This window comes from Flavicella marina, from assembly GCF_009193215.1.
Lineage (GTDB): Bacteria > Bacteroidota > Bacteroidia > Flavobacteriales > Flavobacteriaceae > Flavicella > Flavicella marina.
This window is the reverse complement of sequence record NZ_VYVA01000005.1, coordinates 180,251-191,897: the sequence shown is the minus strand read 5'-3', so window position 1 is coordinate 191,897 and position 11,647 is coordinate 180,251. Positions and strand designations below refer to the sequence as shown.

Annotated in this window: 11 protein-coding genes; 10 read left to right on the top strand and 1 reads right to left on the bottom strand. The window is 33.3% G+C overall.

Features of this window, described 5'->3' with window-relative positions; all coding sequences use genetic code 11:
* Positions 1 to 8: 8 nt before the first annotated feature.
* From F6P99_RS11585 to ribB, 3 genes are read left to right on the top strand one after another with little or no spacing between them, the layout of a single operon-like run.
* On the top strand, positions 9 to 650 hold the full coding sequence (locus F6P99_RS11585) for a LolA family protein (protein ID WP_152287649.1): 642 nt from the start codon (positions 9 to 11) through the stop codon (positions 648 to 650).
* 15 nt (positions 651 to 665) lie between these two features.
* Positions 666 to 2,114: an LptF/LptG family permease gene (locus F6P99_RS11580; protein WP_152287648.1), complete on the top strand. Its 1,449-nt coding sequence runs from the start codon at positions 666 to 668 to the stop codon at positions 2,112 to 2,114.
* Positions 2,114 to 3,265: a 3,4-dihydroxy-2-butanone-4-phosphate synthase gene (gene ribB / locus F6P99_RS11575; protein ID WP_152287647.1), complete on the top strand. Its 1,152-nt coding sequence runs from the start codon at positions 2,114 to 2,116 to the stop codon at positions 3,263 to 3,265. Before F6P99_RS11580 ends, ribB begins: the two co-directional genes overlap by 1 nt.
* A 29-nt stretch (positions 3,266 to 3,294) precedes the next feature.
* Here ribB and pepE read toward each other — a convergent pair whose 3' ends face one another.
* Positions 3,295 to 4,005: a dipeptidase PepE gene (gene pepE, locus F6P99_RS11570; RefSeq protein ID WP_152287646.1), complete on the bottom strand. Its 711-nt coding sequence runs from the start codon at positions 4,003 to 4,005 to the stop codon at positions 3,295 to 3,297.
* A gap of 91 nt (positions 4,006 to 4,096) precedes the next feature.
* On the opposite strand from pepE, the gene F6P99_RS11565 reads away from it, so the two are divergent.
* From F6P99_RS11565 to lepB, 7 genes are all read left to right on the top strand, one after another.
* A complete protein-coding gene (locus F6P99_RS11565) occupies positions 4,097 to 4,600 on the top strand; it encodes a DUF6702 family protein (RefSeq protein ID WP_152287645.1) in 504 nt (167 codons plus the stop codon).
* A gap of 40 nt (positions 4,601 to 4,640) precedes the next feature.
* Positions 4,641 to 6,884, top strand: a complete 2,244-nt coding sequence (locus F6P99_RS11560; protein WP_152287644.1) for a M1 family metallopeptidase — start codon at positions 4,641 to 4,643, stop codon at positions 6,882 to 6,884.
* Between the two features lie 137 nt (positions 6,885 to 7,021).
* Complete coding sequence (locus tag F6P99_RS11555) at positions 7,022 to 7,786, top strand: ParA family protein (protein ID WP_152287643.1); 765 nt, start codon at positions 7,022 to 7,024, stop codon at positions 7,784 to 7,786.
* Complete coding sequence (locus tag F6P99_RS11550; RefSeq protein WP_152287642.1) at positions 7,786 to 8,658, top strand: ParB/RepB/Spo0J family partition protein; 873 nt, start codon at positions 7,786 to 7,788, stop codon at positions 8,656 to 8,658. Before F6P99_RS11555 ends, F6P99_RS11550 begins: the two co-directional genes overlap by 1 nt.
* Positions 8,659 to 9,234, top strand: coding sequence for a DUF5683 domain-containing protein (locus F6P99_RS11545; protein WP_152287641.1), 576 nt, complete (start codon positions 8,659 to 8,661; stop codon positions 9,232 to 9,234).
* Between the two features lies 1 nt (position 9,235).
* A complete protein-coding gene (dapB, locus tag F6P99_RS11540; RefSeq protein WP_152287640.1) occupies positions 9,236 to 9,937 on the top strand; it encodes a 4-hydroxy-tetrahydrodipicolinate reductase in 702 nt (233 codons plus the stop codon).
* Positions 9,938 to 9,995: 58 nt separating this feature from the next.
* Positions 9,996 to 11,636, top strand: a complete 1,641-nt coding sequence (gene lepB, locus F6P99_RS11535; protein WP_152287639.1) for a signal peptidase I — start codon at positions 9,996 to 9,998, stop codon at positions 11,634 to 11,636.
* Positions 11,637 to 11,647: the final 11 nt, after the last annotated feature.

The following is an 11,647-nucleotide window of genomic DNA, read 5'->3' as shown; positions in this document are numbered from 1 at the left end:
AAACTAACATGAAAAAAACGACTCTCATAATCGTACTTTTTATAGCATCTATTGCATCAATTCATGCGCAACAAAACAAAGCAGAAACGCTATTAAATAGAGTTTCTGAAAAAATGTCAAGTTTTAAAAACATGTACATTAAATTCAACTATACCCTGGTCAATAAAGAAGTTGACATGGAACAGCAAGCGTCTGGTTCGGTATATACTCAAGGAGATAAGTACAACTTAAGCTTTATGGATAATATTTTTCTCTACGATGCGCAAAACACCTATATTATTCTTACTGAAGATGAAGAGATAAACGTTGTAGATGGTAATTCAGATGAAGAAATGCTAAATCCTACAAAACTTTTATTCTTTTACAAAGAAGGTTTTACCTACGAATTGGCAGAGAAAAAAAACGTGAAAGGAAACTCAATTCAATTCATAAAATTAATCCCAATTGACAGTAACTCTGAAGCATCTTACTTTGTAATCGGAATCAATACCAATACCAATATCATAGATAGCATCAAAGAAGTTGGCAACAATAGTACAGAAACAACATTTAGTATCGAAGAATTCAAAGCAAATCAAGATATCTCAGAAAATCTGTTTATTTTTGACGAGTCAAAATACAAAGCACTAAACTACACTATCAACAAATAATACAGGTACTTTCCTTTGAGAATTCTTGATCAATACATTATAAAAAGTTTTTTAAAACCTTTTTTTGCAACATTCTTTATTGTAATGTTTGTATTGGTGATGCAATTTTTATGGTATGCTTTTGATGAAATTGCAGGGAAAGGAATTGACTTTATCTATATCATGAAATTTTTATGGTATACCTGCTTGAACGTTACTCCTACTGCCCTGCCCATTGGTGTATTATTATCATCAATTATGGCCATGGGAAACCTTTCGGAAAATTACGAAATGGCAGCTATAAAATCTGCTGGGATTCCTTTACGAAGAGTTATCAAACCAATTGTAATTCTTACGTTATTTATCAGTGCGATTAACTTTCTGTTTTTAAATAATATTTATCCATATGCATCTTTAAAACAGAGAAACCTCCTCTTTAATATGAGGAAACAAAAACCAGCACTTGCCCTTCTCGAAGGTAGTTTCAATACTGAAATCCCAGGCTACAGTATTTATTTTGAAAAAAAATATGGCCCCGAAGAAAACCTGCTAAAAAATGTTCGTATTTACGATTTAAAAGGAGGCAAGAAAAACGATGTATGTATCACTGCGAAAAAAGGAGAAATCACTACAGAATCTGGTAGTAAATACATGACATTAAACCTTACAGATGGTTATTATTTTGAAGACCACTCACAAAGTAAAAAAAGAAAAAACGAAAGGGATAAAATGCCCGCTTCTTCAGCTAAATTTGACAACTACAAAGTAAACATTGATATTTCTTCGTTGAGCAGTAATGATTTAGATCTTGAGAAATACAAAAAACATTATATGATGTTAAATGTCAGACAACTTTACTCACAATCTGATAGTTTAAAAATGTCATACGATACCTATATCAATGCCAAAGCTTCTTCTTTTTACGTTCGAAATTATGGAGAAAAACTTTACAAGAGACACGATACGTTATCTAATGAAAAATTAAGTCAAGAAATTTTAGAAAATTTCAAATTAAATGGTAAAATATCAATTATTCAAAATGCTTCAAACAACCTAAAAAAACCATTAAGAAGCATACAAGTATTTAAAGAAAGTTATAAGACGAAACGTAAAATTTTAAATCTTTTTGATTTTGAATTCCATTATCGATTTGCCTTTTCACTTTCATGTATATTGTTATTTTTTATTGGAGCTCCATTAGGGTCTTTGATAAGAAAAGGAGGATTTGGTTTGCCCATGGTAATGGCGATTCTTATTTTTGTGGTCTATTTCTTTATCAATTCATTGGGTAAAAATATCGCAGAAGAAAGTTCAATATCCTCAACATTGGGTGGTTGGCTATCCACATTGATTATTTTCCCTTTTGGAATTTATTTGACAAAAAGAGCGAGCAAAGGTACAGCAGCGTTTAACTTTGATGGAATTTTGAAAAAAATCAAACCTATCTTTAAGCGTCTAAAAAAACAAAAAGAACCGAAAAGGTAATGACACAAAACAATACTAAAACAGAAGAAATGAAATTAAATACCATTCAAGAAGCGATTGCCGATATCCGTGCTGGAAAAGTGGTAATTGTGGTTGATGATGAAGACAGAGAAAATGAAGGTGATTTCATTGCAGCTGCCGAGAAAGTAACACCAGAAATGATCAATTTTATGGCGAAGCACGGTAGAGGATTAATCTGTGCGCCTTTGATTGAAGAACGTTGCGAAGAACTAGGACTAAACATGATGGTAGACGACAATACTGTATTGCATAACACACAATTTACAGTATCTGTTGATTTGATTGGAAATGGCTGTACAACAGGAATCTCAACGCAAGATAGATCTAAAACTATTTTTGCATTGACTGATAAAAACACACGCCCAATCGATTTAGGTAGACCTGGACATATTTTTCCTTTAAAAGCAAAAAAAGGGGGTGTATTAAGAAGAACTGGTCATACTGAAGCTGCTGTTGATTTAGCTAGATTGGCGGGATTAGACCCTTCTGGAATTTTAGTTGAAATTCTGAATGAAGATGGAACTATGGCTCGTTTGCCTGAATTGAAAAAGGTAGCCAAAGAGTTTGATTTAAAACTAATCTCTATCGAAGATTTAGTTTCGTACAGAATGCAACATGATTCTTTGATAAAAAAAGTTGAAGATTTTGATATTGCTACGCGTTTCGGAGATTTTAGATTAAGAGCCTACAACCAAACCACAAACGATCAAATACACATTGCAATTACTAAGGGTAGCTGGAAAAAAACAGATGAAGTTTTGGTAAAAGTCACACCTAATTCTTTCGGAAACGATATTTTAGGAACTTTACAAAATAATATCGACGACAAATTACAAAGTATTTTCGGCCTTATAGAAAAAGAAGGTAAAGGTGCCGTTGTCTTTATCAACCAAGAAGTGCAGTCTTTTAATTTATTGCAAAGATTACAGGCCTTAAAAAACCAATCAAACGTTGAAAAACCAGTGAACTATTCACAAGGAATGGATGACAAAGATTTTGGTATAGGAGCTCAAATTTTACATGATTTAGATATATATAATATCAAATTGATTTCTAATTCTTCCACGACAAAAAAACGTGTCGGTATGACTGGATATGGATTAAAAATCACGGATAGAATTCCTTATTAAAACACAATTCAAAAAAAGAGCTTGTAAATTTACAAGCTCTTTTTTTTAAATATATAATTAGGTTTACATATTTGTAACTCTCTCTTTTGCTCAAAGAGAAATGCATTTAACGTACCTTCTAACTTCACCTGGTTGCCAGAAATTTGCAACCAACTTCCCTCTTGCAAACCGATAACCGGTACCGTATTGAATACATGAAACTCTTTGATTCTTGTTTCTCTCGTTTCTCCTTTGTGTGTAGAGTTTTTATCTGCTACTATAAAATGTGCATTTAAATTAAATGGGATTACTCCTAATGTCGAAAAGCTTTCCGGTTGTACAATAGGCATATCATTCGTTGTTTGCATAGAGACTCCGCAAATATTACTTCCAGCACTTGTTCCTAAATAAGGCATTCCAGCTGCTATTTTTTTCTTCAAAACAGACATAAGACCTAGTTTCTGTAGCGTATCTACCAAAACAAAAGTATTGCCCCCTCCAACAAAAACTGCTTGAGCAGCATTCAAACCTTTTTTAGGATCTATACATTGATGAATTCCTTTTACCTTGACTCCTAAATTAGACAATCCTTTTGAAGCGACCTTGGTATATGCATCATATGAGATCCCGGAAGGTCTCGCATAGGGAATAAATAAAATTTCAGAGACTCCTTCAAACAAGGTTTTGAGCTGTGGCTGAAGATATTCCAAATACCCACTACCATGTATCGTTGAAGAACTAGCTAAAATAAGATTTTTCATAATTATACATATGTTTAGTTTTTTCGAAAAAAATCAAAATTAACTATTATTTTTTTACAGAAATAACCATCTTTACTTTTTATAGTCATATATGAAAAGAACCACCCTGTTTGCTATCGGTATTGTATTGCTATTCTGCTCATTTAATGTACATAAATATTACATGAGTATTTCTCATATAGAATATGTAAAAAAGCAAAAGGCATTGCAAATGGTACTTCGTATTTTTGTCGATGACTTACAATTAGAAATAAATACAATTAACAATAGTCGCATTGAACTCGCTACTGACAGAGAACCGAAAAATGCAGATAGCATATACTATGAGTACCTAAAAAAACATTTCGAAGTAGCTGTAAACGACTCGAAAATTAACTATAGCTATATCGGCAAAGAATATAAAGAAGACATTGCGATATTTTATTTAGAAGCTACAAATATTGCTTCGATCCAAAATATTAAAATCGACAATAGTGTTTTGTGCCGTTCCTTTCCAGATCAAGAAAACATTATCAAATTAAATATTCACGAAAAACATAAGACTTATATTTTAGATAGATATGAGTCAACAGTGCGCACAGAGTATCAACATTGAGCAAATATTTATACATTTGTTCTTTCTCAAAAATACGATTATGAAAAAAATCTTTAGAACTTCTACATTAATTGCTGTATTCTTTTCTCTTGCTTTAACGGCACAAGAAACACAGACAAAAACGGGGCATACAAACAACAACAAATTCAAACAATTAAAAGATGAATTTGCGACTCCAAATAGTCAACACACAGCATCGGGTGCTCCAGGTGTAAATTACACACAGCAACAAGTAGATTATGAAATGGATATTATTTTGGATGACGAAAACCAAAAATTAAGCGGAGATGAATCCATTGTATACTACAACAATTCTAAGGACGAGTTACAATATCTTTGGGTACAATTAGACCAAAACAAACGAGCAAAAGACTCTAAATCACCACTTATTGAAGGAGGTGGACCAGAAGTTCTTTACACTCCCGAAAAATTTGCTGCAGATTTTATCGACAAACCATTCGATGGAGGTTTTAATATTGTTCATGTAAAAGATGCAAAGGGAAATGATCTATCGTACATGATCAATCAAACCATGATGCGTATTGAATTGCCAAAACCTTTGGCTTCTGGAAAAAAGTTCAATTTTCAAATCAAATGGTGGTACAACATCAACGACCATGTTCCTCATAGAGATCGATCTGGTTACGAACACTTCAAAGCAGATGGTAATAATCTTTACGTAATTGCTCAATTTTACCCAAGACTAGCTGTTTATAACAATGTTGAAGGATGGCAAAACATGCAATTTTGGGGAAGAAGTGAATTTGCTCTTGAATTTGGTGATTTCAAAGTAAACATCACAACTCCAAAAGATCATATTTTAAATGCTACAGGCGTATTGACAAACCCTAAAAAAGTATTAACACCAACACAGTTAGAACGATTAGAAAAAGCAAAAAATTCGTTCGACAAGCCTGTTATAATAGTTTCTCAAGAAGAAGCTATTGAAGCTGAAAAAAACAAAAGCAAAGAAACCAAAACTTGGTCTTTTGATGCGAAAAACGTTCGAGATTTTGCATTTGCATCGTCAAGAAAATTTATTTGGGATGGTATGGCTGTTGACATCAATGGAAAAACCGTAATGGCCTATTCATTATATCCAAAAGAAGGAAATCCGTTATGGGAAGAATACTCAACAAAAGTTGTTGCCCACACTTTGAAAGAATACTCTTCTTATACTTTTGATTACCCTTACCACAAAGCAATTTCTGTACATTCTAAAAACCAAGGAATGGAATATCCTCAAATCTGCTGGAATTATGGTAGACCTAGACCTGATGGTAGTTATGATGATAGAACTAGGGATGCAATGATTGGAGTTATCACTCATGAAGTTGGACATAATTTTTTCCCAATGATTGTAAATTCTGACGAACGCCAATGGACTTGGATGGATGAAGGTTTGAACTCATTCGTCGAAACTTTAACTGAACTCACGTTTGATCCTAATTTTGATACAGGAAATTTACCAAAAGACATCATACCATACATGGATGGTGATCAAAGCAACATTGCTCCAATCATGACTCAAGGAGATAATACTCATCAGTTCGGACCCAATGCATACACTAAGCCAGCTGCCGGTTTATACATGTTAAGAGAAACAATCATGGGACATGAATTGTTCGATTATGCTTTCAAAACTTATGCACAAAGATGGATGTTCAAACACCCAACTCCCGAAGATTTTTTTAGAACTATGGAAGACGCTTCTGCTTTTGACTTAGACTGGTTTTGGAGAGGTTGGTTCTATACCACAGATTTCACAGATATCGGAATTAAAAGCGTCAATCAATATCGCGTAACAAACAAACCTACGCAAGACGTTATCGAATTGGCTAAAAAATATGGTATCACTGCTGAACAAATTCGTCCAAGTATCTATTTATCTACAGATCCAGAAACAGAAGGCGAACCACAAACTGCATTAGATATTAAAATTTTGAAAAACTACATTGATGCCAATTATCAAAATACAGCAGATGCCGAAATTCCAGGATACTTTTACGAAATAACATTTGAAAAACCAGGCGGACTTGTAATGCCGATTATTGTTGAGTATACTTACGAAGACAATACGACAAAATCAATTACCTACCCTGCTCAAATTTGGAGAAAAAACGACAAACAAGTAAATAAAGTTGTTGCATCAAACAAAGCAATCAAAAGCATTGTCATTGACCCTAAGCAAGAAACAGCAGATGTAGACATCTCAAATAATGTTTGGCCTAGAGAAGAAAAATCTGAATTCGACAAGAAAAAGGAAGAACTCACAAACGAATAATTCTTTCAATTATTATAAAAAACCGACGATATCAGTCGGTTTTTTTTATACCAAAGAAGTTTACAAGTTTGTTAACATCTTACCTTTTATTAACTCATAATTAATCGTATTTTTGATTTTTATAATTACAGATTTCAATGGGAAAAATTATTGCAATAGCAAACCAAAAAGGTGGAGTAGGTAAGACAACTACCACTGTGAATCTTGCCGCCTCTCTTGGGGTATTAGAAAAAAAAATCCTTTTGATAGATGCTGATCCTCAAGCAAACGCATCTTCAGGATTAGGGATTGATATTGAAACTATTTCCGCTGGAACTTATCAAATTTTAGAACACACAATTACAGCTGAAGAAGCTATCCAATCAACAACATCTCCTAATGTAGATATCATACCGGCGCACATTGATCTTGTGGCCATTGAAATTGAATTAGTTGATAAAGAAGATAGAGAATACATGTTAAAAAAATCATTAGAGCAAGTAAAAGATGCTTATGATTATATTTTAATTGACTGTGCTCCTTCTCTTGGATTGATTACATTGAATGCGTTGACAGCTGCCGATTCTGTAATTATACCAATTCAATGCGAGTATTTTGCATTGGAAGGATTAGGAAAACTGTTGAACACGATAAAAAGTGTACAAAAAATACACAATACAGATTTAGATATTGAAGGTCTTTTGTTAACCATGTTTGATTCGCGTTTGCGTTTATCTAATCAAGTGGTTGAAGAAGTTCGAAAGCATTTTAACGAAATGGTCTTTAAAACTGTAATTCAAAGAAATACTCGTTTAGGAGAAGCACCTAGTTATGGTGAAAGTATTATCGCATATGATGCTACTAGTAAAGGAGCTGAAAACTATATTAGTTTGGCAAATGAAGTATTAAAAAAGAACTCGTAATGGCAAAAGCAACCAAAAAACAAGCTTTAGGTCGTGGATTATCTGCGCTATTAAACGAAAGTACCACTGAAGATACATCTAAAAAATCAGTAGGAAATATTATCGAATTGAGTATTGATCAAATAGAGGTCAACCCGTTTCAACCGCGAAGTTATTTCAATGAAGAAGCGCTTACAGAACTAGCAAATTCGATTAAAGAACTTGGAGTAATTCAACCTATTACGGTGCGAAAAATCAATGAAAACTCATTTCAATTGGTTTCAGGTGAAAGACGTTTTCGTGCTTCTAAATTAATCGGAAATAAAACCGTACCAGCCTATATAAGAACTGCCAACGATCAAGAAATGCTTGAAATGGCATTGGTAGAAAATATCCAACGAAAAAACTTAGATCCTATTGAAGTTGCTTTATCCTACCAAAGATTGGTTGATGAAATTAAATTGACTCAAGAAGAGTTAAGTACCAGAGTTGGAAAAAAAAGATCGACAGTTACAAATTACCTGCGTTTGCTAAAACTAGATCCTATCATTCAAACAGGTATGAGAGATGGATTCATTTCAATGGGACATGGACGAGCTCTTATAAATATTGATGCTATTGATGATCAATTGTTTGTTTATGAAAAAATTCTAAAAGACAAGTTATCTGTTCGACAAACCGAAGAATTGGTAAAAGAAATAAAAGCACCATCCAAAACAAAAAAAACAGCTTCTGGTGTTACTCCTTCATTTGTAAAAAACGGAATCCCTACTATTAGCGAGTTTTTCGGACACAAAATATCGGTATCAGTTAATGCTAAAGGAAAAGGTAAAATTTCTATTCCTTTTCACTCTGAAGAAGATTTTAATAGAATCAAAAAACTGCTTGAATAAGTGCATAAAAAATTCACATATACTTTTATCACTTTTGTAGTTCTTAGTTTTTATTCTGTAAAAGGTCAGAATACAACTCCACAAATTACTAGCGAAGATGTAATTAAGGCTGAAGGTTATGATCCTTTACGTCCAGCTACTGCTGCATTTTACTCAGCTATCTTACCTGGTATGGGACAAGTATATAACAAACAAGCTTGGAAACTACCGTTTGTCTATGGAGCAATGGCTACAAGCATGTATTATTTTTCAATAAACAATGACTCGTACAAACGCTATCGAAACGCATACAAGTTAAGAGAAGCTGGTTATCAAGATGAATTTACCTTGGATGATGGAACTACATTGATTTCTAGAGAAGGTCTTGTAAGTGCTCAAAAAACATTAAAACAAAACCGAGAAACTTCATTACTTTTGTTTATTGGTTTTTATGTTTTACAAATCGTAGATGCCAGTGTAAGTGCGCATCTATTGCAATTTAATGTCAATGATAAGATATCATTCGACCCACAAATATTTAGTGATCCAAACGATAACAAACCTTTCGTTGGGCTTACCTTTAATTATAATTTTTAAAATGAAAATAGCATTATTAGGATACGGAAAAATGGGACAAACAATCGAAAAGATTGCTATTGACCGAGGACATGAAATAGTTTTAACAATCGACAAAGATAGTCCAGCATATGACATCTCAATAGCTGATGTTGCTATTGATTTTAGTATTCCAAACTCAGCCGTTTCAAATATCAGCAATTGTTTAAATAACAATGTACCTATCGTTTCAGGAACTACAGGGTGGCTAGATCAATTTGAAGAAATGAAACAATTAGCTTCTGAAACAGAAGGGGCATTTATTTATTCATCTAATTATAGTTTAGGAGTCAATATTTTCTTTGAATTGAACAAACAGCTTGCAAAAATGATGGGAAATTTAGACCAGTACAATGTTACAATGGAAGAAATTCACCACAAACAAAAACTTGATGAACCAAGCGGAACGGCAATCACATTGGCAGAAGGAATAATCGAGAACACGCAAAACACAAAATGGGAATTGGACAATGCTACCGAAGAAAATAGTATCCCAATTTCTGCTATTAGAAGTCCTGAAGTTCCTGGTACTCATTCTATTTCATACGATTCAGTTGTAGATAGAATAGACATCAAACATACTGCACACAACCGTCAAGGATTTGCTTTAGGTGCGGTCGTTGCTGCAGAATGGATTATCGGAAAAAAAGGAGTTTTTTCTATGAAAGACGTATTAGGAATTTAACATACTCCTAACGCAATTGATTGATAGATTTGAACATATTTGAAAAAAATAATAGTTTATGACACTTACAGAATGGTTCTTGGTTTTACTTGTTATTCAAGGAATTCACTTTTTAGGGACTTGGAAATTATACCAAAAAGCAGGTAGAAAATCATGGGAAGCCATTGTTCCTGTTTACAATGCAATCGTTTTAATGCAAATTATCAACCGCCCGAAATGGTGGGTTATTTTGCTTTTTGTACCTGTTATCAACTTAATCATGCTACCTGTAATTTGGGTAGAAACTGCTCGAAGTTTTGGTAAAAACTCTAGCCTTGACACCGCATTAAGTATTTTTTCTTTAGGGTTCTATGCATATTATATCAATTATGCTACCGATGTTTCCTACATTGAAAACAGAAGCTTACAACCAAAATCAGAAGTGGGCGAATGGGTAAGTTCTATACTTTTTGCAATTGTAGCTGCTACGATGGTGCATACCTACATCATGCAGCCTTATACCATACCAACTTCATCATTAGAGAAATCTTTATTGGTTGGAGATTTCTTATTTGTGAGTAAGTTTCACTACGGGGCAAAAACACCTACTTCTGTGATTGCTGCACCGATGGTACATGATACATTACCAATTATCAAGACTAAGTCATATGTTTATGACGATGATGCTACAAATAAAAACTCGTTCTTAAACAAATTTCAATTACCCTATTTTCGTTTACCTGGTTTTCAAAAAATCAAAAGAAATGAAATCGTAGTTTTTAACTGGCCCGCAGATACTGTTAGACAGTTTTTCAAACACGATAGAAAATATGCCAAGCCGATTGACAAAAAATCAAACTACGTGAAACGTTGTGTGGCTATTGCAGGAGACTCTTTAGAAATAAAGGATGGATTTATTTATATCAATGGTGAAAGATCAATACTTCCTGAAAGAGCAAAACCTCAATTCTATTATACTGTCGATACGGATGGTAAATCAATGAGTGATAACATGATTTACAACACCTATCACGTGCGTCCTGGAGAGGCTAAAACCGCATATCAAGACTATGAATTGCCTTTATTCTATGAAAAACAATTATTTGATAGATTTGGAAAAGATTACATAAAAAACAGAAAATATGTTTTGAATCTTGATGAGAAAAACGCTTCAAAACTTAAGAAAAATAAACAAATTAAAAGTGTAACTAGAAACATAGCTGCAAAAGGAGAAGCAGAAGCTGTATTCCCATCAATTGAGTTAAAGTGGAATCGCGACAATATGGGACCTATCTATATTCCGGAAGAAGGTAAAACAGTAGCGCTCGATCTTAACTCTCTACCTTTTTACAAGAAAATAATCAAAGACTACGAACACAATACGTTAAAAGTCGAAGGAACAGATATATTTATCAATGGTGTAAAAACAACATCTTATACATTCAAACAAAATTATTATTGGATGATGGGAGACAACAGACACAACTCTGAAGACTCAAGATATTGGGGATATGTTCCTTTTGATCATGTTGTAGGAAAGCCTGTATTCGTTTGGTTTAGTTGGAACACCTATGGAGATGGGATTCTTAACAAAGTTCGCTGGGATCGATTGTTCACAACCGTTAATTTAGAAGGACCTACGAAGTCTTACTTTTATCACTTTCTAATAATATTAGCAATTTATTTAGGATACAAAGAATACAAAAAAAGAAAATCGTAAATAAGCACTGT

What these genes read in the sequence shown, in the direction of transcription:
- F6P99_RS11585 (WP_152287649.1), top strand. Translation starts at nt 9, where the DNA reads ATGAAAAAAACGACTCTCATAATCGTACTTTTTATAGCATCTATTGCA.
- ribB (WP_152287647.1), top strand. Translation starts at nt 2,114, where the DNA reads ATGACACAAAACAATACTAAAACAGAAGAAATGAAATTAAATACCATT.
- pepE (WP_152287646.1), bottom strand. Translation starts at nt 4,005, where the DNA reads ATGAAAAATCTTATTTTAGCTAGTTCTTCAACGATACATGGTAGTGGG.
- F6P99_RS11565 (WP_152287645.1), top strand. Translation starts at nt 4,097, where the DNA reads ATGAAAAGAACCACCCTGTTTGCTATCGGTATTGTATTGCTATTCTGC.
- F6P99_RS11560 (WP_152287644.1), top strand. Translation starts at nt 4,641, where the DNA reads ATGAAAAAAATCTTTAGAACTTCTACATTAATTGCTGTATTCTTTTCT.
- F6P99_RS11555 (WP_152287643.1), top strand. Translation starts at nt 7,022, where the DNA reads ATGGGAAAAATTATTGCAATAGCAAACCAAAAAGGTGGAGTAGGTAAG.
- F6P99_RS11550 (WP_152287642.1), top strand. Translation starts at nt 7,786, where the DNA reads ATGGCAAAAGCAACCAAAAAACAAGCTTTAGGTCGTGGATTATCTGCG.
- dapB (WP_152287640.1), top strand. Translation starts at nt 9,236, where the DNA reads ATGAAAATAGCATTATTAGGATACGGAAAAATGGGACAAACAATCGAA.
- lepB (WP_152287639.1), top strand. Translation starts at nt 9,996, where the DNA reads ATGACACTTACAGAATGGTTCTTGGTTTTACTTGTTATTCAAGGAATT.